The organism is Mesorhizobium sp. M0815 (genome assembly GCF_040319995.1).
Taxonomy (GTDB): Bacteria; Pseudomonadota; Alphaproteobacteria; order Rhizobiales; family Rhizobiaceae; genus Mesorhizobium.
Map to the genome: position 1 here is coordinate 188,649 of NZ_JAMYOU010000001.1, position 24,551 is coordinate 213,199.

General features: G+C 62.6%; 22 protein-coding genes. 7 read left to right on the plus strand and 15 right to left on the minus strand.

Annotation, left to right across the window (positions count from 1 at the left end):
• Positions 1-125: 125 nt before the first annotated feature.
• The 3 genes from NKI01_RS00900 to NKI01_RS00910 form a co-directional block, all read right to left on the minus strand.
• Positions 126-539, minus strand: coding sequence for a GNAT family N-acetyltransferase (locus NKI01_RS00900; protein WP_023720083.1), 414 nt, complete (start codon positions 537-539; stop codon positions 126-128).
• A 26-nt stretch (positions 540-565) separates the two neighbouring features.
• Complete coding sequence (locus NKI01_RS00905; RefSeq protein WP_352494564.1) at positions 566-2,248, minus strand: NAD+ synthase; 1,683 nt, start codon at positions 2,246-2,248, stop codon at positions 566-568.
• 65 nt (positions 2,249-2,313) lie between these two features.
• Positions 2,314-3,027 (minus strand): DNA-3-methyladenine glycosylase I, encoded by a 714-nt coding sequence (locus NKI01_RS00910; protein WP_023720085.1) that lies wholly within the window; start codon positions 3,025-3,027, stop codon positions 2,314-2,316.
• 84 nt (positions 3,028-3,111) lie between these two features.
• Between NKI01_RS00910 and NKI01_RS00915 the strand changes: the two genes are divergently transcribed.
• Both NKI01_RS00915 and NKI01_RS00920 read left to right on the plus strand, forming a co-directional pair.
• Positions 3,112-3,675 carry a DUF1003 domain-containing protein gene (locus NKI01_RS00915; protein ID WP_023720086.1) on the plus strand — a complete coding sequence of 188 codons (564 nt, stop codon included), beginning with the start codon at positions 3,112-3,114 and terminating at the stop codon, positions 3,673-3,675.
• Positions 3,672-4,259, plus strand: a complete 588-nt coding sequence (locus tag NKI01_RS00920; protein WP_023720087.1) for a DedA family protein — start codon at positions 3,672-3,674, stop codon at positions 4,257-4,259. The genes NKI01_RS00915 and NKI01_RS00920 overlap by 4 nt, the downstream gene beginning before the upstream one ends.
• Before the next feature lie 3 nt (positions 4,260-4,262).
• Here the strand turns inward: NKI01_RS00920 and NKI01_RS00925 are convergent, their stop codons facing one another.
• From NKI01_RS00925 to NKI01_RS00950, 6 genes are all read right to left on the minus strand, one after another.
• Positions 4,263-4,850, minus strand: coding sequence for a hemerythrin domain-containing protein (locus NKI01_RS00925; RefSeq protein ID WP_023720088.1), 588 nt, complete (start codon positions 4,848-4,850; stop codon positions 4,263-4,265).
• 40 nt (positions 4,851-4,890) lie between these two features.
• On the minus strand, positions 4,891-5,250 hold the full coding sequence (locus NKI01_RS00930) for a diacylglycerol kinase (protein WP_023720089.1): 360 nt from the start codon (positions 5,248-5,250) through the stop codon (positions 4,891-4,893).
• A gap of 76 nt (positions 5,251-5,326) precedes the next feature.
• A complete protein-coding gene (locus NKI01_RS00935; RefSeq protein ID WP_352482212.1) occupies positions 5,327-5,746 on the minus strand; it encodes a GFA family protein in 420 nt (139 codons plus the stop codon).
• Between the two features lie 147 nt (positions 5,747-5,893).
• Positions 5,894-7,267, minus strand: coding sequence for a class II 3-deoxy-7-phosphoheptulonate synthase (locus NKI01_RS00940; RefSeq protein ID WP_352482211.1), 1,374 nt, complete (start codon positions 7,265-7,267; stop codon positions 5,894-5,896).
• Positions 7,268-7,446: 179 nt separating this feature from the next.
• Entirely contained in the window at positions 7,447-10,947 is a 3,501-nt protein-coding gene (gene mfd, locus NKI01_RS00945; protein ID WP_352495352.1) for a transcription-repair coupling factor, read from the minus strand.
• A 13-nt stretch (positions 10,948-10,960) separates the two neighbouring features.
• Entirely contained in the window at positions 10,961-11,248 is a 288-nt protein-coding gene (locus NKI01_RS00950) for a succinate dehydrogenase assembly factor 2 (protein ID WP_023720093.1), read from the minus strand.
• A gap of 91 nt (positions 11,249-11,339) precedes the next feature.
• Here NKI01_RS00950 and recG point away from each other — a divergent pair, with 91 nt between their 5' ends.
• Entirely contained in the window at positions 11,340-13,448 is a 2,109-nt protein-coding gene (recG, locus tag NKI01_RS00955) for an ATP-dependent DNA helicase RecG (protein ID WP_352642692.1), read from the plus strand.
• On the opposite strand, the gene NKI01_RS00960 is transcribed toward recG, so the two are convergent.
• A complete protein-coding gene (locus NKI01_RS00960; RefSeq protein ID WP_031194320.1) occupies positions 13,400-14,152 on the minus strand; it encodes a DUF502 domain-containing protein in 753 nt (250 codons plus the stop codon). The two genes, recG and NKI01_RS00960, sit on opposite strands and share 49 nt — an antisense overlap.
• Positions 14,153-14,232: 80 nt before the next feature.
• Positions 14,233-16,056: a glutamine--fructose-6-phosphate transaminase (isomerizing) gene (gene glmS, locus NKI01_RS00965; RefSeq protein ID WP_023720095.1), complete on the minus strand. Its 1,824-nt coding sequence runs from the start codon at positions 16,054-16,056 to the stop codon at positions 14,233-14,235.
• Positions 16,057-16,282: 226 nt separating this feature from the next.
• On the opposite strand from glmS, the gene NKI01_RS00970 reads away from it, so the two are divergent.
• Complete coding sequence (locus NKI01_RS00970) at positions 16,283-16,636, plus strand: hypothetical protein (RefSeq protein WP_031194321.1); 354 nt, start codon at positions 16,283-16,285, stop codon at positions 16,634-16,636.
• A gap of 1 nt (position 16,637) precedes the next feature.
• Here NKI01_RS00970 and glmU read toward each other — a convergent pair whose 3' ends face one another.
• Together glmU and NKI01_RS00980 are read right to left on the minus strand one after the other, a co-directional pair.
• Complete coding sequence (gene glmU / locus NKI01_RS00975) at positions 16,638-17,999, minus strand: bifunctional UDP-N-acetylglucosamine diphosphorylase/glucosamine-1-phosphate N-acetyltransferase GlmU (protein WP_352482206.1); 1,362 nt, start codon at positions 17,997-17,999, stop codon at positions 16,638-16,640.
• Positions 18,000-18,129: 130 nt separating this feature from the next.
• A complete protein-coding gene (locus NKI01_RS00980) occupies positions 18,130-19,077 on the minus strand; it encodes an AraC family transcriptional regulator (RefSeq protein WP_352961568.1) in 948 nt (315 codons plus the stop codon).
• A 129-nt stretch (positions 19,078-19,206) separates the two neighbouring features.
• On the opposite strand from NKI01_RS00980, the gene NKI01_RS00985 reads away from it, so the two are divergent.
• Positions 19,207-20,100 carry an SDR family oxidoreductase gene (locus NKI01_RS00985; protein WP_023720099.1) on the plus strand — a complete coding sequence of 298 codons (894 nt, stop codon included), beginning with the start codon at positions 19,207-19,209 and terminating at the stop codon, positions 20,098-20,100.
• Between the two features lie 66 nt (positions 20,101-20,166).
• Here the strand turns inward: NKI01_RS00985 and NKI01_RS00990 are convergent, their stop codons facing one another.
• Positions 20,167-20,913 carry a cytochrome c biogenesis CcdA family protein gene (locus NKI01_RS00990; RefSeq protein WP_023720100.1) on the minus strand — a complete coding sequence of 249 codons (747 nt, stop codon included), beginning with the start codon at positions 20,911-20,913 and terminating at the stop codon, positions 20,167-20,169.
• Positions 20,914-21,110: 197 nt separating this feature from the next.
• Between NKI01_RS00990 and NKI01_RS00995 the strand changes: the two genes are divergently transcribed.
• A complete protein-coding gene (locus NKI01_RS00995) occupies positions 21,111-21,488 on the plus strand; it encodes a COG4315 family predicted lipoprotein (RefSeq protein ID WP_352482202.1) in 378 nt (125 codons plus the stop codon).
• Positions 21,489-21,630: 142 nt separating this feature from the next.
• On the opposite strand, the gene NKI01_RS01000 is transcribed toward NKI01_RS00995, so the two are convergent.
• The gene (locus tag NKI01_RS01000; RefSeq protein WP_023720101.1) at positions 21,631-21,858 is read right to left on the minus strand and encodes a hypothetical protein; all 228 of its coding nucleotides are present in this window, start codon (positions 21,856-21,858) and stop codon (positions 21,631-21,633) included.
• A gap of 76 nt (positions 21,859-21,934) precedes the next feature.
• Between NKI01_RS01000 and topA the strand changes: the two genes are divergently transcribed.
• Positions 21,935-24,550, plus strand: coding sequence for a type I DNA topoisomerase (gene topA, locus NKI01_RS01005; protein ID WP_352642684.1), 2,616 nt, complete (start codon positions 21,935-21,937; stop codon positions 24,548-24,550).
• Position 24,551 lies beyond the last annotated feature (1 nt).

Consider the following 24,551-nt stretch of genomic DNA (forward strand, 5'->3'; position numbering starts at 1 on the left):
GGATCGCGGAAAGGCGTTTATAGAGACGCCTCAACGCCGCGCCAAGTCAGTAGATGGTCGAAAGCGCATCTGGTCCAACCAGTGAGACGATTTTGCAACAATCGCGGGTTGTGCGCTGCCTCTGTTCAGGTTGCCGGGATACGGTCGAAGCGCATATAGCGGCCGTCGGTGGAAGGCCTGAAGCCGAGCTTCTCGTAGACCGCGTGGGCATCGTTGGTAGACAGGCTCCAGTGGGTGACAGTCTTGCAATCCGGGTGGTCGATAAGCGCCTGGACAAGCCGGGTCCCGATGCCTTGCCCGCGATACCCGGGCCAGACAATGATGTCGGCGAGATAGGCAAATACCGTACGGTCGGTGATCGCCCGGCCAAAGCCGACCTGATTGCCGCCGACATAGGCGCCGACGCACAGTGAGTTGGCAAAGGCGCGGCGGTGCAGTTCATCGCTGCGGCCGCTGCCCCAATAGCTCTCCTTCAAAATGTCGGACGTCGCCCGGAAGTCGATCTGCGACAGGTCGAAGCTGATTTCAAAGTTGGCCATGGCTAAACCGTTATGCAGCCAATCGCCTACCCGCCATCCCTGAACCGGTTGGTAATAGGATAGCGGCGGTCGCGGCCAAAATTCTTCCTGGTGATCTTCACGCCGGGCGCTGCCTGCCGGCGCTTGTATTCGGCGACGTAAAGCAGGTGCTCGACGCGCGTCACCGTCGCCCGGTCATGGCCGCGCGCAACGATCTCGTCGACACCCATCTCGTTCTCGACCAGACACTCCAATATGTCGTCGAGCACTGGATAGGGCGGCAGCGAATCCTGGTCGGTCTGGTTCTCGCGCAGTTCCGCCGAGGGCGCCTTGTCGATGATATTGTTCGGGATCACCTCGCCGGACGGGCCTAGCGCGCCCGGCGGCACATGCGCGTTGCGCCAGCGCGACAACGCATAGACCTGCATCTTGTAGAGGTCCTTTATCGGGTTGAAGCCGCCATTCATGTCGCCATAGAGCGTGGCGTAGCCTACCGACATCTCGCTCTTGTTGCCGGTAGTGACCACCATCGAGCCGAACTTGTTGGAAATCGCCATCAGGATGGTGCCACGGGCCCGGCTCTGCAGGTTTTCCTCGGTGATGCCTTCCTTGGTGCCCTCGAAAAGCTGCGTCAGTGTGTGCAGGAAGCCCTCGACCGGCTCGAAGATCGGCACGATATCGTAGCGGCAGCCGAGCGCGCGGGCGCAGTCCTCGGCGTCCTTGAGCGAGTCCGTCGAAGTGTAGCGGTAAGGCATCATCACGGCGCGCAGCCGTTCCTCGCCGAGCGCATCGACGGCAAGTGCCGCGCAGATCGCCGAATCGATGCCGCCGGAAAGGCCGAGCACGACATTCTTGAAGCCGTTCTTGTTGACGTAGTCGCGCAGGCCCAACATGCAGGCGCGATAGTCGGCCTCCTCCTTCTCCGGGATTTTCGACATCGGTCCGTCAGAGCAGACCCAGACGTCATTCTTTCGCTTCCAGGTGGTGACGTTGACCGTCTCCTCGAACTGGCTCATCTGGAAGGCCAGCGTCTTGTCAGAGCCTATGGCAAACGACGCGCCGTCGAAGATCAGCTCGTCCTGGCCGCCAAGCTGGTTGGCATAGATAATCGGCAGTCCGCATTCGATGACCTGGCGGATGACGATCTGGTGGCGGACGTCGACCTTGCCGCGGTAATAGGGCGAGCCGTTCGGGACCAGCAGGATTTCCGCGCCGCTTTCGGCCAGCGTCTCGCAGACGGCAATCTCGCCCCAGATATCTTCACAGATCGGCACTCCCACCCGCACGCCGCGGAAATTGACCGGCCCTTGGATCTCGGGTCCGGCCTGGAAGACGCGCTTCTCGTCGAACTCACCGTAATTCGGCAGATCGAGCTTGTAGCGTTCGGCAAGGATCTTGCCGCCATCGGCAAAGATGATCGAATTGTGCGTGCCGGTCTTGCGCTTCAGCGGCGTGCCGATGATGACGCCCGGGCCGCCATCGGCGGTATCGCCGGCGAAGTCCTCGGCAGCCCGCTCGCAGGCCTTCAGGAAGGCGGGCTTCAGCACCAGATCCTCAGGCGGATAGCCGGCCAGGAAAAGCTCGGTGAACAGCACGAGATCGGCGCCCTGGCGGGCGGCATCCGCCCTCGCCTCGCGCGCCTTGGCAAGATTGCCGGCGACGTCGCCGACCGTCGGATTGAGCTGGGCGACGGCGATGCGCAATATGTCTGGAGCGGTCTTGTCGATCATGCCTGCGGGTTTAGCGCGGCAAAATTCGTCGGGCAATGGCGTTCGTTTGGACCAAACAATCGGTCCTATTCGCCCATATATTCGCGTAGCGCCTCCGGCGGATGGTTCTCGCCGATCGACATTGCCAGAATGCGCGAAATGTGTCGGCGCGGCAGCTCGGTCTCCGCCGCCCAGGCGTTGATCTGCACCTGGATCTTGTCTAGGTCCTTCTTCGATGTCGGGCTCTGCGCGATGTCGAGCCCGGCGTCGCGCAGCGCTGCCGCCATGTCGGCCGAGACGATGAAGGCGTCCCACTCCAGCCAGCGCAGAAAATACTGGCCGGTATTGCCGCCGAGCCGGCTCCCGTGCTTGCCGAGATAAGCCATCAGCCCGACCTGATCGCCGGCCGGCCAGTCGGCGAGGAACTTGCCGAAGCTGCCATGCTCCTTCGACACGCGCTCGACGAAGGCTGCGTTGTCGCGTACCGACTTGATCTTCTGCGGATTGCGCACGATGCGCTTGTCGGCGGTGAGATCGTGCCAGAAATCGTCAGGCTGGAACAGCAGCCGCTTCGGCTCGAAGCCAAGAAATGCTTCCTCGAAACCTGGCCATTTCTGCTCGATGACGCGCCAGACGAAGCCGGCGGCAAAGACCCGTTCGGCCATGGTCGACAGGATCCGGTCATCCGCAATCTTTGCCAGCGCGGCATTGTCGGGCGTAGGGCCCAGCAGCGACGTCAGCGCTGCCTCACCGCCTTTGCGTTTCGCCGCACGGGCGCGAATCTTCTGAAAATCCACCATTGTTTCCTGACCCCATCGCGTCAATCTACCACTTCCCGTATGAACCGGCAGCTTCTACCTCTATCGCTGACGACGGAGGCGACGATGAACAAAACGATCGAGGACCTGGCAAACCGCTGGCTGAAGCGAAAGCCGGACGGCCTCAGCGCGCTCGAAAGCCGGGTGCTGCAATCAACGCTCGAGCGCACCACGATCTCCAAGGACACCAACAAGGCCGTCGCCTTTCACCAGACGTTTGGCGACCGCCTGGCTGACACCATCGCCCGGATCGGCGGTTCGTGGTCCTTCATCCTGACATTCATTGGCTTCCTGATCCTGTGGACGGCAGGCAATGTCTGGCTCTTGTCGCGCGCCGCCTTCGATCCCTATCCTTTCATCTTCCTCAATCTCGTGCTTTCCATGGTTGCTGCCCTGCAGGCGCCAGTGATCATGATGGCGCAGAACCGCCAGACCGAGCGCGATCGTATCGACGCCGCCCACGACTATGAGGTTAATCTCAAGGCCGAGATCGAGATCATGGCGTTGCATGAAAAGCTCGACGAACTGCGCCACAGCCAGATCATCGGCATGCGAGACGAGATCGCCCGGCTGGCCGAGCAGGTGAAGCGCATCGACGAGATTCTGTCGAAGCAGCGGACGTCTTCATGACGGAAGCCATTCATCGTCTCATTGAGCAATATGGGCTGGTCGCGGTTTTTCTGGGCTGCGTCGCCGAGGGCGAAAGCGCCGCCATCCTTGGCGGTTTCTTTGCGCATCAGCATGTCTTCGTCCCGTGGCAGGCCTTCCTCGCGGCGGCGCTCGGCGCCTTCGGTGGCGACACGTTCTTTTTCATCCTGGGACGGAGCTTCGCCGACCATAAATTCGTGATCGGACTCCGAGCCCGGCCAGGGTTCAGCCACGCCTACCGCCTTGTCACCTCTCATCCCAACATTTTCGTGCTGTCGAACCGCTACATCTATGGCCTGCGCCTGGTCGGTGGTATCGCAGCCGGGCTGTCGGGCATCGCCGCAGCGCGCTTCGTCATCCTCAACGCCATCTCGTCGGTAGTCTGGGCGGCACTGTTCTGCACTGTCGGTTATGTCTTCGGGCTGGGCGCGGAGCGCATCGTCGGCCAGGCGCTGGCCCGCCACGAGCGGTTGCTGATCGCCCTGGTCATCGGTCTCGTTGTGGCCATCCTCGGCTGGCTGGCGTCGCACGTCCTCGCCAAGAAGGAGCTTCGCAAGGGAAGCTGATCGTCAATCAATGCCGAGCGCGCGGTCGCCCTTCTCGAGGATCAGCGGAATGATCAGGTCTTCCTCGTCGGCAAGATGTCGGGTCAACATGGCGATCAGCCGGCTGTTCTCGTCGGCATAGGCATCGGCGGCGAAGCGCTGTTTGTCCTCGCTCTCCTGAAGCGTGCCGATGAAGGCATTTGCCGCCTCGGCATTGCGCTCCAGTCCCTCATGGATTGTGTGGTGATCGGCATCCAGGATTTCGAAGCCGCGCTTCAGACGAGTCTCGGCCCTGGCGAAGACCGGGAAATAGTGATGGTCCTCGACATTGTGGTGGCCATCGAGATTGCCGAGGAAATGATTGAGGCGCGGCGCGAACCAGCGTGCGAATTCCGGCGCGTTCAGCCTGCCCTCACGATAATCGCCAATGCCGTTGGTGAGCATGCCGCCAAGGTCGCGGAACATGTCGTGCCGCTGCAGCCACATATTGGCCATGCCGTGGATGTTGGCATGCGCCTGCCAGTCCTCGCGCGGATATTTTTCCACCAGCCAGCGCAGATCGTCCGGCAGGCCCTCACGTTCAAGCAGCAGAAATCCGGCGGTATCGGCCATATCGGTCTCCTCGATTAACCGGCATGTGGTGCCTGAAACCTCAGATCGGTACCCCAACGATGCGCTCGATGACTGCGACGCCCCAGACGCCGGCGACGATCACCACCGAAATCAGCACCGCCAGCGAACCGCAATCCTTGGCTAGCTGGATGTCGATGTTGAATTCGCGGCTGAACGCGTCGCATGCCGCCTCAATGCCGGTGTTCAGCACTTCGATCATGATCATGAGCAGCACCGCACCGATCAGCAGGGCATAGCCGCGCCACGATTCTGAAAGGAACCAGCCGAGCGGCAGCGCAAGCACAAGCAGGACCAGTTCCAGCTGGAAGGCCTCCTCGCCGGCGGCCAGTTTGCGAAACGCCCGCACCGAATTGTAAAAAGCGTCGATCAGCCGCTGCATGCCAAAACCCTTCGGAATCACCGGCAGGGGATAGCGCAATGGCTGGATCAAGGGAATAAGGCGGCCTCTTCAAAAATCAGCCGTCTGCTACCTTGATCGACGGCGTCGACTTCTCGAACTGCGGCAGCCCATCGTCGATCGCGTAGTAATCGCCCTTGTCGCCGACGAAGATATGACATTCCCCTTGAAGTCCGGTTGGCGCGTCGAACAGGCCGGCCATGACCGAAACGTAGCCACCCTCCATCGGTTTCCAGAACAGCAGCGATCCGCATGTCTTGCAAAAACCGCGCCTGGCAAACGAAGATGCCTCGTACCAGGTGACGTTCTCTGCGCCGGCGATTGTGATGTCGCGATCGGCGACATTGGTCGCGGCATAAAAATGCCCGCTCTGCTTTCGGCACTGCGAGCAATGGCAGTAGATAACGCCGCGTAGCGGTCCTCGCGTCTGCAACCGCACTGCCCCGCACAAGCATGATCCGCTGTGACTGTCAGCCATCTCGGCCTCCCAATGCAATTGCCATCGCTTGGCAGGATTCCAGTTTTGCGCGCGTTACGCACGAGCAAATGCGACACCCGCCGGATTGAATACAAAAAGCGCCGGATTTCTCCGGCGCTTTTTCAATATATCAAAGTTCAGATCGCATCAGCCGTTGACGGCCTGCTTGTGCTGGACCGGATGGCTCTTCTTGAGCAGATCGGACACCAGGAAGGCCAGCTCGATCGCCTGGTCGGCATTGAGGCGCGGGTCGCAATGGGTGTGGTAGCGATCCTGCAGCTCTTCGGCGGTGATGGCGCGGGCACCACCGGTGCACTCGGTGACGTTCTTGCCGGTCATCTCGATGTGGATGCCGCCGGGATGCGTGCCTTCGACGCGATGCACCTCGAAGAAGGTCTGCACCTCCTTCAGGATGCGGTCGAACGGCCGTGTCTTGTAGCCGGCGGCCTCGATGGTATTGCCATGCATCGGATCCGACGACCACACCACGCTGCGGCCTTCCTTCTGCACCGCGCGCACCAGTTTGGGCAGATGTTCGGCGACCTTATCGGAACCGAAGCGGGCAATCAGCGTCAGCCGGCCAGGCTCGTTCTCCGGATTGAGCAGGTCGATGAGCTGCAACAGGCCGTCCGGCGTCAGCGACGGGCCACATTTCAGGCCGAGCGGGTTCTTGATGCCACGGCAGTATTCGACATGCGCGTGGTCGGGTTGGCGCGTGCGATCGCCGATCCAGATCATGTGGCCGGAGGTGGCGTACCAGTCGCCCGAAGTCGAATCGACGCGGGTCAGCGCCTCTTCATAACCGAGCAGCAGCGCTTCGTGGCTGGTGTAGAAATCGGTCTCGCGTAGCGCGTAATTGGTCTCCGAGGTGATGCCGACGGCCTTCATGAAGTCCATCGTCTCGGTGATGCGGTTGGCGAGCGACTCGTATTTCTCGCCCTGCGGGCTGTCGGACACGAAGCCGAGCATCCATTGATGCACGTTCTCCAGGCTGGCGTAGCCGCCCTGGGCGAAGGCGCGCAACAGGTTGAGCGTCGCCGCCGACTGGCGGTACGCCATCTCCTGCCGCGCAGGATCGGGAATGCGCGACTTGGCATCGAACTCGATGCCATTGATGATGTCGCCGCGATAGCTGGGCAGCGTCACACCGCCCTTGGTCTCATTGTCGGACGAGCGCGGCTTGGCGAACTGGCCGGCGACACGGCCGACCTTCACCACCGGCTGCGCGCCGGCGAAGGTCAGTACCACCGACATCTGCAAAAAGACGCGGAAGAAGTCGCGGATATTGTCGGCGCCATGCTCGGCGAAGCTCTCGGCGCAATCGCCACCCTGCAGAAGGAATGCGTCCCCGGCAGCGACGGCTGCAAGCTGCTTCTTCAGCTTGCGCGCCTCACCTGCAAAAACCAACGGCGGAAAGGTGGCGAGCTGGGCTTCCGTGTTCCTCAGCGCGACAAGGTCCGGATAGGCAGGAACCTGCTGGATCGGCTTAGCTCTCCACGAATTCGGCGACCATTTCGTCATCGAAGCACCCAACGCTCTTTCGCACGGACGCCATCGCCCGCCAATCCGCCCAATATGGGGTCGCGGCTCCATACACGAAGCCGATTTCCTATTCTAGACCGGAATTGGCCGCGTGGCGAATGGGCACGGCACGGTGAAAGTGCCGGTGCGGCTGTGCCCAGAGCACCAGCGACACCCTGCTACGCCGCCGCCTTCTCCACCAGCCGTGCCAACTGCGTCATGACAACCGCCGAGCCTGCCAGCCGCTTTTCGGGGGTCGGCCAGTCGCGGCTGAAGACGACGCTCTGGTCGGGCCGGATCTTGGCCAGCGAGCCCTGTTCGCCGATGAGCTTGACCAGCCCGACCGGATTGGGGAATTCCCGCTTGCGGAAATGGATGACGACGCCTTTCGGCCCGGCGTCGAGCTTCTCGACGTTGGCCTTGCGGCAAAGCGCCTTGATGAAGACGATCTTCAACAGATGTTTTACCTCTTCCGGCAGCGTCCCGAACCGGTCGATCAGCTCGGCGCCGAAAGCATCGATCTCTTCCGTATTTTCGAGATCGCCAAGACGGCGATAGAGCGCCAGCCTGAGCTGCAGGTCCGGGACATAGCTTTCCGGGATCATCACCGCTGTGCCGACGGCGATCTGCGGCGACCAGCCGCCGTCCTGCACCTCGCCGGAATCCTTCACTTCGGCCACCGCCTCCTCCAGCATCTGTTGGTAGAGCTCGAAACCAACCTCCTTGATGTGGCCCGACTGCTCTTCGCCGAGCAGATTGCCGGCGCCGCGGATATCGAGGTCGTGGCTAGCCAGTTGGAAACCGGCGCCGAGCGTATCGAGCGACTGCAGCACTTTCAGCCGACGCTCGGCTGTATCGGTGAGCTTGCGGTTGGCGGGCAGTGTGAACAGCGCGTAGGCGCGCACCTTCGAACGGCCGACACGGCCGCGCAGCTGATAGAGCTGCGACAGTCCGAACATATCGGCGCGGTGCACTATCAGCGTGTTGGCGGTCGGGATATCGAGGCCGGATTCGACGATGGTGGTCGACAAAAGCACATCGTACTGGCCGTCATAGAAGGCGTTCATGATGTCGTCGAGTTCGCCCGGCGGCATCTGGCCATGCGCCACCGCCACTTTCAGCTCAGGCACGGATTCGCGCAGAAAATCATGGATTTCCGCGAGATCGCTGATGCGCGGCACGACATAGAAGGAATGGCCGCCACGGTAGCGCTCGCGCAGCAACGTTTCGCGGATGACCAGCGGATCGAAGGGCGAGATGAAGGTGCGCACTGCCATGCGGTCGACCGGCGGCGTAGCGATCAGCGACAGCTCGCGCACGCCGGTCAAGGCAAGCTGCAACGTTCGCGGGATCGGCGTCGCCGACAAAGTCAGGACGTGGACGTCGGTCTTCAGGTCTTTCAGCCGTTCCTTGTGCTTGACGCCGAAATGCTGCTCCTCGTCGATGATCAGCAGGCCGAGATTCTTGAACGAGATCGAGGAGCCGAGCAGCGCGTGCGTGCCGACGACAATGTCAACCTGACCTTCGGCGATGCCCTTCTTGGCCTCGGCCAGTTCCTTGGCGCCGACCAGCCGCGAGGCCTGGGCGACACGGATCGGCAGGCCCGAGAAGCGCTGCGAGAAGGTCTTGAAATGCTGGCGCGACAACAATGTCGTCGGCACCACCACCGCCACCTGAACGCCTTCCATCGCCGCGATGAAGGCGGCGCGAAGTGCAACTTCGGTCTTGCCGAAGCCGACATCGCCGCAGATCAGCCGGTCCATCGGCTTTCCGGCGCCTAGATCATCCATGACCGAATCGATCGCCGTCTGCTGGTCATCGGTCTCCTCATAGGGAAAACGCGCTGCAAACTCGCCATAGAGGCCTTCCGCCGGCACCAGCGCCGGTGCGGCCCGCATCTGCCGCTCGGCGGCGATGCGGATCAGCTGCCCGGCCATGTCGAGCAGGCGCTTCTTCAGCCGCGCCTTGCGCGATTGCCAGGCGCCGCCGCCAAGCTTGTCGAGCGTCGCCTCGGCCGAATCCGAGCCATAGCGCGACAGCAGCTCGATGTTTTCCACAGGCAGGAACAGCCGATCATCGCCGGCATAGTGGATTTCGAGGCAATCGTGAGGCGCACCAACCGCCTCGATGGTACGCAACCCGATGAAACGGCCAATGCCATGATCGGAATGGACGACAATATCGCCCGAGGACAACGCCGAAGCCTCGGCGATGAAGTCGGACGCGCGCTTCTTGCGCTTCGAGCGTCGGATCAGCCGGTCGCCGAGAATGTCCTGCTCGGCGACAACGACCAGTTTCTCCGTCTCGAAGCCGGATTCGAGCGGCAGCACGGCCAGTCCCGCCTGCCCCGGCTCAAGCCTTTCGGCTTCGGCAAGCGTCGCCACCGGCTTCAGATTGCCAAGATGATGCTCGGCCAGGATCTGACCAAGCCGGTCGAGCGAACCCTCGGTCCAGCCGGCGACGATGACGCGGCGGCGTGCAGCGCGCTCGTCGGAAATGTGTTTTACGACGACGTCGAAAACGTTGGCGCTAGGGTCGGCGCGTTCCTCGACGAAGCTGCGGCCGTGGCGCGAGCCGGCATGGAACACCTTTTTCGCACCGGCATCGGGCGCATCGAACGACGTGAAGTCTATTGCTTCGCGCGGGCCAAGCGAGGCAATCAGGTTCTCTGGCGACAGATAGAGCAGATCCGGCGGCACCGGCTTGTAGGGCACCGCGTCCTTCAAGGCGCCGTCGGCCTGCTTCTTGCGCGCTTCGTAGTGGTCGAGGATCAGAGTGTGGCGCTCGGCCAGTGCCTCATGCGCCAGATGGTCGAAAACCACAGGCGCGTCGGGTAGATAGTCGAAGACGGTTTCCAGCCGCTCATAGAAGAACGGCAGCCAGTGCTCCATGCCGGCAAACCGCCTGCCCTCGCTGACCGCCGCATAGAGCCCATCGTCGCGCGAGGGTGCGCCAAAGGCTTCGATATAGGCACGGCGGAAGCGGCTGATGGTTTCCGGCGTCAGCGCCACCTCGCTCATCGCCTGCAACGCCATCGACTTGCGCTGGCCGGTGGTTCTCTGTGTTGCGGTGTCGAAGACGCGGATCGATTCCAGCGTATCGCCGAAGAAATCGAGGCGCAGCGCCTCCGCCCATCCGGGCGCGAAGAGATCGAGGATGCCGCCCCGCACTGCAAATTCGCCGATGCCGCGCACCGTCGGTACCCGCTCGAAGCCGGAAGTCTCCAGCCGCGACACCAGTACGTTCATGTCGATCTGGTTACCGGGCTTGGCGTGAAAGGTCTGCGCCTCGACGAGTTCCGCCGGCGGAATGCGCTGAAGCAACGCATTCGCGGTGGTGAGAATGACGGCGCGGTGCGGCCTCTTCGCCAGCGCAATCATTGCTGCCAGCGCATCGAGCCGCCTTGCGGCGGCATCGGCGCCGGGCGAGACGCGGTCGTAAGGCAGGCAATCCCAGGCCGGCAGTTCCAGCACCGGCAGGCCCGGCGCGGCAAAGGCAAGCGCCTCGACGATCGCCGGCAGACGCTGGCCGTCGCGTGCCACGAAAAGCACCGGCTTGTCAGGGGCGATCTCGTGCGCAGCCTGCACCAGCGCAAAGGCTTCGTAGCCGTCGGCGACGCCATCGACAATGAACTGGCCGGCGCGGCCTTTCGGCAGACCGATCGTAGGGATAAGGCTCATGGCTACACGTTGTTCAGAAGGTCATGTCCCGGCGCGAAGCCAGGATTTTTTGCAGGACGGCACAATCTATATCCGTCGGAACCGGGCGCTCGCCGGTGACGATAGGCAGGAATTCGGTGTCGGGAATGTCGAGAAGCCTCTCATATTGGTCGATTTCGTCGCCGGTCAAGGCGCCGATCTCGGCATCGGCGAAGCTGCCGAGTATCAGGTCCATCTCGCGCATGCCGCGGTGCCACGAACGAAACAGAAGCTTGCGGCGGCGGGTATCGAGCCCCTCGCTTGATCGAGTCGTTCCGGTCATCGTGCAACATCCTTGCCCAGGCGGCGCATATAGCGTGGATAGAAGGCGGTGTCAGCCTTGCGCTACGGCCGGCGCAACATAAGCTGACATCATGCGTCCCTCCCTCCTCGATCCGCTGTTTGTCCCGATCACCTCGCTTGCCGGCGTCGGGTCGAAGGTTGGCGCATTGATCGAGAAAGTCGTGGCGGCGGATCTCGGCGACCGGGCAGCGCGCGCCGGCGACCTCTTGTTCGTGCTGCCGCATACTGTCATCGATCGCCGCAACCGGCCGGGCATCGCCGGTTCGGCCGAGGGCGCAATCGTCACGCTCGATGTGCGCATCGACCGCCACCAGCCGCCGCCGCGCGGCAACAGATCGGTACCCTACCGGGTCTACGCCCATGACGAGACTGGCGAGATCGCGCTGACCTTCTTCCATGCCCATGCCGCCTATCTCGAAAAAGCGATGCCCGTAGGCGAGCATGTCGTCGTCTCGGGCCGCATGGAATGGTTCAACGGCCGCCCGACCATGGTTCATCCCGACCATATCGCACTTGCCGGCGACGCAGAAAACCTCCCATTGGTCGAGCCGGTCTATCCGCTGACCGCCGGGCTCTCGGGCAAGGTGCTGCGCCGGGCGATTGGCCAAGCGCTGGCCCGCCTGCCGGTGCTGCCCGAATGGCAGGACGGCGAGTTCCGCCGCCGCCACGCCTTTCCTGCTTTCGGCGATGCGCTCACCCGCGTCCACAATCCTGCCGACCCGATCGACGTCTCAGTCGACGGCGCAGCGTGGCAGCGCCTTGCCTATGATGAGTTCTTGGCCGGCCAGGTATCGCTGGCGCTGGTCCGGGCCAAGGTCCGCCGATTATCGGGCCGGCCACTCGTCGGCGACGGCCGCATAGTCGAACAACTGCGCGCGGCACTCCCCTATTCGCTGACCATGTCGCAGGAAATGGCGCTTGCCGAAATCAACGCCGATCTTGGCGACCCCGAACGCATGCTGCGCCTTTTGCAGGGCGACGTCGGCTCCGGCAAGACGGTGGTCGCGCTGCTTGCCATGGCGCGTGCCGTCGAGGCCGGCGGCCAGGCGGCATTGATGGCGCCGACCGAAATCCTGGCGCGCCAGCATCTGGCAACGATTGCGCCGTTGGCGGAACGGTCCGGCTTGCGCGTCGCCATCCTCACCGGCCGCGAAAACGGCCGCGAGCGCGCCGACACGCTGACCGGGCTGGCCAATGGCGACATCGACATGGTCGTCGGCACCCATGCGCTGTTCCAGCAAACGGTGACGTTCCATGACCTCGTGTTCGCCGTCGTCGACGAGCAGCACCGTTTCGGCGTCCACCAGCGCCTTGCCATCACCGCCAAGGGCGATGCGCCCGACATGCTGGTGATGACGGCAACGCCGATACCGCGGACGCTGGTGCTGACTGCCTTCGGCGACATGGACGTGTCCAAGCTGACGGAAAAGCCGGCCGGCCGCCAGCCGATCCGCACCGTCACCTTGCCGCTTGAACGGCTCGACGAGCTGATCGGCCGCATGCTCGACGCTGTCGCCGATGGCCAGAAAATCTACTGGATCTGTCCGCTGGTTGAGGAATCCGAGGAGATCAAGCTGATGTCGGCCGAGGACCGTTTTGCCTCGCTGAAGCCGCTGTTCGGTGATCGGATTGGCCTGGTGCATGGCCGCATGAAGGGCGCCGACAAGGACGAGGCGATGCGCGCCTTCAAGCAGGGTGAAACGCGCATCCTGATCGCCACCACGGTGATCGAGGTCGGCGTCGATGTGCCTGACGCAACAATCATGGTCATCGAGCATGCCGAGCGTTTTGGCCTTGCCCAGTTGCACCAATTGCGCGGCCGGGTCGGGCGCGGCGACAAGCCGTCGTCCTGCGTGCTGCTCTACAAGGACCCGATTGGCGAGACGGCCAAACGCCGGCTGTCGGTGATGCGCGAGACCGAGGACGGCTTCCGCATCGCCGAAGAGGATCTGAAGCTGCGCGGCGAAGGCGAGTTGCTCGGCACCCGCCAATCCGGCACGCCGGGCTTCCAGGTGGCGCGCATCGAGGCGCATGCCGACCTGCTCGAGGCCGCCCGCGACGATGCGCGGCTGATCCTGTCGCGTGATCCGGAACTGCAGTCCGAACGCGGCACGGCGCTGCGCCTGCTGCTCTATCTATTCGGCCGCGACGAGGCCGTGCGGCTCCTGCGCGCCGGCTGAGGCATCGCGTCGAGCGGCGGATTGGCGAGCGCGCCGTGGATCTGCTCGCCGTTCACCGTCACCATTTTGACCGCCGGCGCCACCAGGCCGGCCGAAACGATCAGCTTGGCTCCGTCCTCGATCGTCATGTCGAGCAGCACGATGTCGGATTTCGGTACATACATCAGAAAGCCCGTAGTCGGGTTAGGCGTACACGGCATGAACACCGCAATCAGCGGATCGCCTTGCTGGTCGAGCTTCTGGTTGATCTCGGTTTCCTTCTCGCTGGCGACGAAGACCAGCGACCAGACCCCCTTGCGCGGATATTCGACCAACCCGACCTGGCGGAACATGTCGCCCTTGTTCGACAGCACGGTCTCGAAAATCTGCTTCAGCGAGCCGTAGATGCCGCGCACCAGCGGCATGCGGCCAAGCAGGCGCTCGCCGAAGTTGACGATGGCGCGACCGACGATATTGGCTGTCAGGAAACCGATAAAGGTGATGAGGATCAGGGCAACGATCAGCCCAAAACCCGGCACTGGAAACGGCAGGTAGGTGTCCGGATTGTAGCGTACCGGGATGTAGGGTTTCACCCAGGAATCGACCCAGCCGATAAGCGACCAGGCAATGTAGGCGGTGATCGCCAATGGCGCGCAAACGACGAAGCCGGTCAGGAAATAGTTTCTCAGCCGGGTCATGCCTGAGGTCTTGAGAGCATCCGACATGGTTCACCGCAGCGTGTGTTTGCAACGCGACACTACTGAACCCGAAGGCGCTTTGGAATTGCGAAGTTTTTAAACGAGACCTATTCCACCGTTACCGATTTCGCCAGGTTGCGAGGCTGGTCGACGTCCGTGCCCATGAACACGGCGGTGAAATAGGCGAGCATCTGGATCGGCAGCGCGTAGATGATCGGCGAGATGATTTCCGGCACGTCCGGCAAAACGATCGTCTCCATCGTCTTCACCGTAGCGTGTGCAGCGCCCTTGCTGTCGGTGATCAGGATGATCTTGCCGCCGCGCGCCGCCACCTCTTGCATGTTCGACACCGTCTTTTCGAAGATGCGGTCGTGCGGGGCGATGACGATGACAGGCATGTTCTCATCGATCAGTGCGATCGGCCCGTGCTTCAGCTCGCCGGCGGCATAGCCTTCGGCGTGGATATAGGAAATTTCCTTGAGCTTCAGCGCGCCTTCCATGGCCAGCGGAAAATTGGTGTCGCGGCCGAGGTAAAGTACATTCTTGTAGTGCGAGAGGTCGCGAGCGATCTTTTCGATCTGCCCATCGAGCTTCAGCACCTGGTTGGCGTAACGCGGCGCTTCGGATAGCGCGCGCACCAGTGTCTTCTCCTGCTCGGGCGAAATGGTCCCACGCGCCATACCAGCTCGCACCGCCAGCGAAGCCAGCACGGAGAGCTGGCAGGTGAACGCCTTGGTCGAGGCGACGCCGATCTCCGGGCCGGCCAGTGTCGGCAGGATGACGTCGGATTCGCGCGCCATGGTCGATTCGCGCACATTGACCACAACACCGATCTTCATGCCGGCCTTGCGGCAGTAGCGCAGCGACGCCAGTGTGTCCGCCGTCTCGCCCGATTGCGAGATAAAGAAGGCGGCATCGGTCTTCGACAGCGGCATCTCGCGGTAGCGAAACTCCGAGGCGACATCGATGTCGACCGGCAGCCGCGCATAGCGCTCGAACCAGTATTTGCTGATCAACCCGGCGAGATAAGCGGTGCCACAGGCCGAAATCGCCAGCCGGTCGATCTTGGCGAAATCGAATGGCAGGTCGAGCGGCTTCGAGACGCCACCGACGAAATCCACATAATGTGCCAGCGTGTGCGAGATCACTTCTGGCTGTTCGTGGATTTCCTTTTCCATGAAATGGCGCCGGTTGCCCTTGTCGACCATGAAGCTCGTGCTGAGCGACTGCTGGCGTTTGCGGTCGACCTTGTTGCCGTCCATGTCGAAGATGGCAACGTCGTTGCGGCGCACTACCGCCCAGTCGCCGTCTTCCAGATAGGTGATCGAGTTGGTGAACGGGGCAAGCGCGATGGCGTCGGAGCCCAGGAACATCTCGCCATCGCCATGTCCGACGGCCAGCGGCGGGCCATTGCGGGCGCCGACGATCAGATCCTCGTCGCCCTTAAACATGATGGCCAGCGCAAAGGCGCCTTCCAGCCGCTTCAGCGCCTGATGCGCGGCCTCGACCGGCTTCAGGCCCCTGGCCAGTTCGCGCGCCACCAGATGGGCGACGACCTCGGTGTCGGTCTGCGAGGAAAACGTATAGCCGTCGCGGATCAACTCATCGCGCAATTCGGCGAAATTCTCGATAATGCCGTTATGGACGATGGCGAGCCCGTCGGAAAAATGCGGATGCGCATTGGTCTCGTTCGGCACGCCATGCGTTGCCCAGCGCGTGTGGCCGATGCCGATCGTGCCACCGAGCGGTTCGTCCTTCAGCCGGCGCTCGAGATTGATCAGCTTGCCTTCGGCACGGCGACGGGCGAGATGGCCATGATCGATGGTCGCGACGCCGGCCGAATCATAGCCGCGATATTCGAGCCTTTTCAGCGCATCGACGATAAGCGGCGCGACCGGCGAGTTACCGACTATTCCAACGATACCGCACATGGCGCTTCCCCCGACTCTGACTTCAAACCCGGCACTATTTAGAGACTGCCTGGCGACCGCGAAAAATCACATTCCATTTCGTCCGGTATCAGCCGGACTATCCTGCACAGATGCACCATCACAGAGCGCTCTTGCAATCCGGTTACTGCAATTGCTCAGTTTCTCCGCTCATATATCCTATCTCGCCTCAAAGGCTCCTGAAATCAGTCAAAGACATGATGCGGCCATGAACGAACGAATTGACACGGTGACACTTTGGCGTCCGGTTGGGCCACGCGAACTGGAGTTGATCCAGAGTTCAGGGATGCGCGCCTTTCCTCCTCGACTTGCCGATCAGCCGATCTTCTATCCGGTAACGAGCGAGGCCTATGCCACCCAGATCGCCCGAGACTGGAATGTGCCCGCGAGCGGATCAGGTTTCGTGACCCGTTTCGAGGTGCGCCGCAGCTTTCTGGACCGTTACAGCGTCCAGCATGCCGGCAGCCGGGCGCATCTGGAATACTGGATCCCGGCCGAAGACCTGTCCGCCTTCAACGATGCAATCGTTGGGGAAATCCAGCTTGTCGCTGAGTTCCGTTAGGCTATCCTTTTTTGTGGGCAGCCGCGGCCGAAGCGAACCGTTCGCGCAACTCCTTGCCCTTGCCGGGCAGAGTCCGCTGGCGGGCACGGCCGAAGGCCAGTGCATCGTCGGGCACGCTTTCGGTGATGACGCTGCCCGAGGCGATGTAGCCGCCCTTGCCGATCGACACCGGCGCCACCAGCGAGGAATTCGAGCCGATGAAGGCGCCCTCGCCGATATCGGTGAAGAATTTCGAATAACCGTCATAATTGCAGGTGATGGTGCCGGCGCCGATATTGGCGCCTGCGCCGATGCGGGCATCGCCGATATAGGTCAGGTGGTTGACCTTGGCGCCCTCCTCGACGATCGCTTGCTTTACCTCGCAGAAATTGCCGACCTTGGCTTTGTTTCTCAGATCGGCCCCGGGCCGCAGCCGCGCGAACGGCCCGACATCGCAATTCGACGCGATGGTTGCGCCTTCGATATGGCTGAAGGCATGGATCTTGGCGCCCGTGGCGATTTTCACGCCCGGCCCGAACCAGACATTGGGCTCGATGATCGTATCGGCGCCGATATCGGTGTCGTGCGAGAAGAACACGGTTTCTGGCGCAATCAGCGTCACGCCGGAAAGCATCGCTTCATGCCGCCGGCGCGCCTGCCAGATGCCTTCCGCCTGGGCAAGCTCGGCGCGGTTGTTGATGCCGAGGGCATTTTCGAAACTGGCTTCGATGGCGACGACATCAAGTCCTTGCGCAGCGGCGATCTCGACGATGTCGGTGAGATAATACTCGCCCTTGGCGTTCTTGCTGCCGACTTGATCGAGCAGCTTCAGCGCATGCCTGCCGGCGACCGCCATCAGCCCGCCATTGCAGAAGGTGATTTTCTTCTCCTCGTCCGAACAGTCCTTCTCCTCGCGGATGGCGACGAGCTTGCCGGCCTTTTCGATAAGCCGGCCGTAGCCCGAAGGATTTTCCGTACGGAAGCCGACCACGACGACAGCCGCACCTTCGGCCAGCTTCAGCCGCGCCGCCGCCAGTGCTTCCGGATCGATTAACGGCGTGTCGCCAAACATCACCAGGATGTCATCATAACCCCTTGATATCGCTGCCCGCGCGGCAAGCACGGCGTGCGCGGTGCCGAGGCGCTTTTCCTGAACAAAAGTCTCGACCTTCGGCGCGAACTTGAGTGCCGCCTTGCGCATCTCGTCGGCGCCATGGCCGATCACCAGCGCCAGATCACCGCTGCCGGCGGCTTCAGCCGCCTTGACGACGTGGGCAACCATCGGCAGGCCGGCGATTGTGTGCAGCACTTTCGGCACCGCACTCTTCATGCGCGTGCCTTCACCGGCAGCGAGGATGATGGACAGGCAGGATCTCTGGCTCATGGGGACAGCAACCGTTGAAAGGAGTCTGGAATCGAAGCGTTGGTAGCACCGGCGCCATGCTGCACCAATGCGGTTAAATTCCGGTGAGACGGTGGAACCTCCAACCCGCGAGACGCTCAAGCCGATCGGCTCAGGCGGCTTCCGCCTCGTTGCGTGATGCGAAGCCGGGGGCTCGGCCACGACCGTATTGCCGTGGCGAACAGTTCATGACCCGCTTGAAGGCTGTGCTGAAGGCGCTTTCGGATTCGTAACCGAGCGACAGCGCGATGAGGGCGACGGGATCGCTGGAATTCGTCAGCCGGTCGCCGGCCAGCAGCATTCGCCAGCGCGTCAAATAGTCCATGGGCGATGCGCCGACCGTCTCCTTGAATCTAAGCGCAAAGGTCGATCGCGACATGCCGGCCCGTTCCGCCAGCTCCTGTAACGTCCAGCCATGCGCCGGATCGTCGTGCATGGCGCTGATCGCCGCGCCCATCTGTTTGTCCGCCAGGGCAAAGAGCCAGCCGATGCCACCTTTCAATCCTTCCGAAAGATGCAGCCGCAGCGCCTGAACCAGCATCATGTGGGCGAGGTGCCGGATCACCAGAAAGCCGCCCGGTTGTGGCTCGCGCAGCTCCTGCATCATCCGCTCCACCGACCAGCGCAGCGCAGACTGGTCCGACTCTTTGCGGATATGCACAATGGCTGGCAGCATCCGCAACAGGATGCCGGCATGATTGCCGCCAAGCGCGAAGCGGCTGCTGACCAGAAAGAAATCACCGCCGCCATTGTGGGTCACGACACCGCCGGCTCGCGCTGGCGGAAAAATCTTGACGGCTTCAACAGGCGCCAGGCCCATGTCGCTTGCAAGGCGGAAAGGCCGTCCGCTCGGCAGCAGGAAACAGTCCCCCGTCTCAAGGTGCACTGCGTCGGCAACGCCCTCCACCGAAAGCCAGCACCGGCCCGAGACCACCGCTCCCGTCTTGATGCTTTGCTGCTGGTCGGGGAACTGGATCGACCATTCACCACCTGCATCGAAGCCGGCCGACATATAGTTTCGCGGCTTCAGCAGCGAGAGCACATCTGAAAGGGGATCCATGGGTCATTCCGGACGATTGCGAAGATAATACGGACTTTACCGCATAGATCGTATTTTCTCAAGCGCCTATCACGACGCCACCGGGCCGCGAACATGGTCGTGGTCAGAAATGAACAAGGAGAAGTCGTGATGCGTGTTTTCCTTACCGGAGCGACCGGATTCGTCGGTTCTGCCGTCGTTCAAGAACTCATCGGTGCCGGCCATCAGGTGCTCGGCCTCGCCCGCTCGGAGGCGTCGGCCAAGTCGCTTGCCGCGACTGGAGCCGAGGTGCATCGAGGCGACCTCGAAGACCTGGAGAACCTGCGCAGGGGTGCGGCAGCCGCCGATGCGGTGATCCACACCGGGTTCAACCATGACTTTTCGAAGTTCGCGCAAAACTGCGAAATGGACCGGCGCGCCATCGAGGCGATGGGCGGTGCACTCGAAGGCTCCGAGCGCCCCCTGCTCGTCACCTCCGGAACCGCGCTCCAGGCGCGGGGCCGTATCGCGACGGAGGAAGATGCGCCTGTCCCCGCTTCCGCTTCGTATCCCCGCGCCTCCGAAGCGACAGCCGCCGCGCTGGCGGCACGCGGGGTGTGCGCGTCGGTTGTCCGCCTTCCGCCGTCGGTCCATGGCCAGGGCGACCACGCCTTTGTTCCGATCCTCATCGACCTTGCTCGCAAGAAGGGCGTGTCGGCCTATGTCGGCGAAGGGCTCAATCGCTGGCCCGCCGTGCATCGGTTCGATGCCGCCCGCATCTACCGGCTTGCGCTCGAGCATGGCGCCGGTGGCGGGCGCTATCACGCGATCGCCGAAGAAGGCGTGCCGTTCAAGGACATCGCTGGCGTGATCGGCCGGCGCCTGAACGTGCCGGTCGTCGCCAAGTCCGCCGAAGAGGCCGGCGATCATTTTGGCTGGTTCACGATGTTCGCGGCGATGGATGTCCCGACTTCAAGCGAGCGAACCCGCGCGCTGCTGGGCTGGGCGCCGAGCGGACCCGGGCTCATCGTCGATATCGACCAGCCAAGCTATTTCGGAGGCTGAACGGACCACGTAGCTGTGGTACCTTGTGCCGCAGTTACGGCCTCGCGCCTCGGCCGGGCGGCAAACCTATCCCAATTGCCCCAGCACCGGAAAATTCTCGAGCAACCAATAGGACGCCGCCTGCACGCCGCCGGTCAGGAAAAACACGCCGGCCACGACCAGCAGCGCGCCAATGGCTTTTTCGACGCGGCCGAGATGGACGCGGAATTTCCCGAGAAAGCGCATGAAGGCGCCGGAAAACAGCGCCGCGACCAGGAACGGTATGCCGAGGCCGAGCGAGTAGGCGGCAAGCAGCAGCGCGCCCTCGCCCACCGTCTCGCGGCCGCCGGCAAGCGTCAGGATCGGCCCCAGCACCGGGCCGATGCAGGGCGTCCAGCCAAAGGCAAAGGCCAAGCCCATGACGTAAGCGGCGATCAGGCTGGCCGGCTTGCCTTGTGACTGGAAGCGCGCCTCGCGTGAAAGCAAAGGGATGCGCAATACGCCGAGGAAATTCAGCCCCATCAGGATGATCAGCACTCCGGCCGCCATTGCCAGCGGCTCCTGCCAGACCCGTAGCAGATGGCCGATAGTGGAGGCGCCGGCGCCCAGCGCGACGAAGACGGTCGAGAAGCCGAGCACGAAGGCGATGGAGGAATTAACCAGCGCGCCTCGCGCGCCAGCCTTTGCCGCAATGCCGGCTTCGCCGCGGAAATCGTCGACCGACACGCCGGCCATGTAGCACAGATAGGGCGGTACCAACGGCAGCACGCAAGGTGACAGGAACGAAATCGCTCCCGCCCCGATCGCGCTGACATAGCCGACGTCCAATGCCATTTCCGTCTCCCGATGACTGCGCAGCCATATAGCCGCGACAACGGCCATCCGCCAATCACCATCGCGTGGCCCCAGCAAGTCGTCGCCCTCGCCTGGATCTATGGAAAACAGCCCGGGAAGAAAGGGCCGCCAGGCAGCGTTGATCAAACGAAGCGCGTTGTTCCGCGCGCTTTTTCGAATCATCCAAGGAGAAGTCCATGAAAACGATCGCAATCGGCATGGCCGCGCTTTTGCTCGGCACCGTCGTGTCCTACGCCGCCGAGGCGTGGAAGGAAGCAGAAGTCGGCGGCACCAAGATCTACACCGACGCCGGCGGCATGACGCTCTACACCTATGACAAGGACGAGGCCGGCAAGTCGAATTGCTACGACAAATGCGCCGCCAATTGGCCGCCACTGAAAGCTGACGCCAACGCCAAGGCCGAGGGCGAATGGACGATCGTCGACCGCACCGACGGCACCAGGATGTGGGCCTATGAAGGCAAGCCGCTCTACACGTTCATCAAGGACAAGAAGGCCGGCGATGTCACCGGCGAGGGCGTCGGCGGCGTCTGGCATATCGCCAAAGCCGACTGAGCCTTGAGCCTCTGACCCGCTGTAACAGGCGGTAATACGGCTGGTCGCCGGGACGTTGACCCAACCACCCCGGCGGCCAGCTTTTCAGCACAGCAATTCCGTGCGACTGTCTGAGCAAATGCCGGGCTGCATATTGCGCAGTTCACAGCGTCTGTTCAAGCAGGGCTGGCGCGTGCTCGATGTTTCTCTTATATCCGCGGGAGAGTTTGTCCCGTTCTCCAGGATCAATTGCCGGGTTTGTCCAGCGATAGGCTGCCCATTTCCCTTGTCCAGGATTGCGGAAATCGCAAGGCGCGCCGTTGGGTTGCGCATTCGGTGCAGGGCCGCATTTTGACTGCTTGGCCTTGACCGGATGCAAAAGCGCGGCCATGTGAGCGACACATTGAATGAGATTTCGTCGCGCGCAGCGGAATTCTTCTGCCGCATCACAACTGATATGAGACCGTATGGACGTCGTCGTCGTCGAATCGCCGGCCAAGGCGAAGACAATTAACAAGTACCTGGGCAAGAACTACAAGGTTCTGGCCTCGTTCGGCCATGTCCGCGATCTACCGGCCAAGGATGGCTCGGTGCGCCCGGATGAGGACTTTGCCATGTCCTGGGCCGTCGACACCGCGTCTGGAAAGCGTCTCGCCGATATCGCCAAGGCAGTCAAGGACGCCGACGGGCTGATCCTCGCCACCGATCCGGACCGTGAGGGCGAAGCGATCTCCTGGCATGTCCTGGAAGTGCTGAAACAGAAGCGCGCGTTGAAGGACAAGCCGGTCAGCCGCGTCGTCTTCAATGCCATCACCAAGGCGTCGGTGCTGGAGGCGATGGCCAATCCGCGCCAGATCGATGCGCCGCTGGTCGATGCCTATCTCGCCCGCCGCGCGCTCGACTATCTGGTCGGCTTCACGCTGTCGCCGGTGCTGTGGCGCAAGCTGCCCGGCGCCCGCTCGGCCGGCCGCGTCCAGTCGGTGGCACTGCGTCTGGTCTGCGACCGCGAATCCGAGATCGAGCGCTTCATTCGCGAGGAATACTGGCAGGTCGCCGCCATCCTCGGCACGCCGCGCAAGGAAAATTTCGAGGCGCGGCTGACCGCCTTCGAGCGCAAGAAGCTGCAAAAGCTCGACATTTCCAACAAGGCGCAGGCCGACGACATCAAAGCGATGCTCGAAGGCGCCAGCTTCAAGGCAGTGTCGGTCGAAGCCAAGCCGACCAGGCGCAATCCCGGCCCGCCCTTCACCACCTCGACGCTGCAGCAGGCAGCCTCATCGGGTCTCGGCTTTTCGGCCAACCGCACCATGCAGGTGGCGCAGCGGCTTTATGAGGGCATGGAGATCGGCGGCGAGACCACCGGCCTGATCACCTATATGCGAACCGACGGCGTGCAGATGGCGCCGGAGGCGATCTCTGCCGCACGCGATGCGATTGCCAAGGAATTCGGCCCTAAATACCTGCCTGAAAAGCCGCGCGTCTATTCCGCCAAGGCCAAGAATGCCCAGGAGGCGCACGAAGCGATCCGTCCGACCGATTTCATGCGCACGCCGGCTTCCGTCAGGCAGTATCTCGACGCCGACCAGGCGCGGCTTTACGAGATGATCTGGAAACGCGCCATCGCCAGCCAGATGCAGCCGGCCGAGATCGAGCGCACCACGGTCGAGATTGAGGCGATCAACGGTTCGCGTACCGCCGAGCTTCGTGCTGTCGGCTCGGTCATTCGCTTCGACGGCTTCCTAGCCGCTTACATCGAGCAGAAGGAAGAAGATTCGGAAGACGAGGAAAGCCGCCGCCTGCCCGAGATCCGTGCCGGCGAGCAGCTCACCCGCGAGGCGATCAACGCCACCCAGCACACCACTGAGCCTCCGCCGCGCTATTCCGAGGCGTCGCTGATCAAGAAGCTGGAAGAACTGGGCATTGGCCGGCCGTCGACCTATACGGCGATCCTGAAGACGCTCGAGGATCGCGATTACGTCACCATCGACAAGCGCAAGCTGGTGCCGCAGGCCAAGGGCCGGCTATTGTCGGCTTTCCTCGAAAGCTTCTTCGAGCGTTATGTCGAGTACGACTTCACCGCTTCGCTCGAGGAGAAACTCGACGAAATCTCCGACGGCAAGCTAGCCTGGAAGGATGTGCTGCGCGATTTCTGGAAGGATTTTTCCGGCGCCGTCGCCGACATCAAGGAGTTGCGCGTCACCGACGTCCTCGATGCGTTGAACGAGGAACTGGCGCCGCTGGTGTTTCCCACGCGCGAGGATGGCTCCAACCCCCGCATATGTCCGAAATGCGGCACCGGCAACCTGTCGCTCAAGCTCGGCAAATTCGGCGCCTTCGTCGGCTGCTCGAACTATCCCGAATGCTCCTTCACCCGCCAGCTCGGCGACGCAGCCAATCCCAATGGCGAGAACGGCAGCGGCGAAGACGGCACCAAGGTGCTCGGCAAGGATCCCTATACCGCCGAGGAGATCACGCTGCGCAATGGCCGGTTCGGCCCCTATATCCAGCGCGGCGACGGCAAGGATGCCAAGCGCTCCAGCCTGCCCAAGGGCTGGACTGTCGATTCGATCGATCACGAAAAGGCGCTCGCCCTGCTGTCGCTGCCGCGCGACGTCGGCAAGCATCCGGAATCCGGCAAGATGATTTCGGCCGGGCTGGGGCGCTACGGGCCGTTCGTGCTGCATGACGGCACCTACGCCAATCTCGACAGCATCGAGGACGTGTTCTCGATCGGCCTCAATCGCGCCGTCTCGGTGATCGCCGAGAAGCAATTGAAAGGCAAGGGCGGCCGCAATGGGGGCACGCCCGCTGCTCTGAAGGAGCTTGGCGAGCATCCTGCCGGCGGCGGCAAGATCGTCGTGCGTGACGGCAAATACGGGCCTTATGTGAATTTCGGCAAGGTCAACGCGACGCTGCCGAAGGGCAAGGATCCGCAATCGGTGACGGTCGAGGATGCGGTGGCGCTGATTGCGGAAAAGGAAGCCAAGGGCGGCAATGGCGGCAGAAAGCCGTTCCGCAAAGCGGCCGCGCCTGTGAAGAAAGCGGCAGCGGCCAAAAAACCGGCGGCCAGGAAAAAGGGATAGG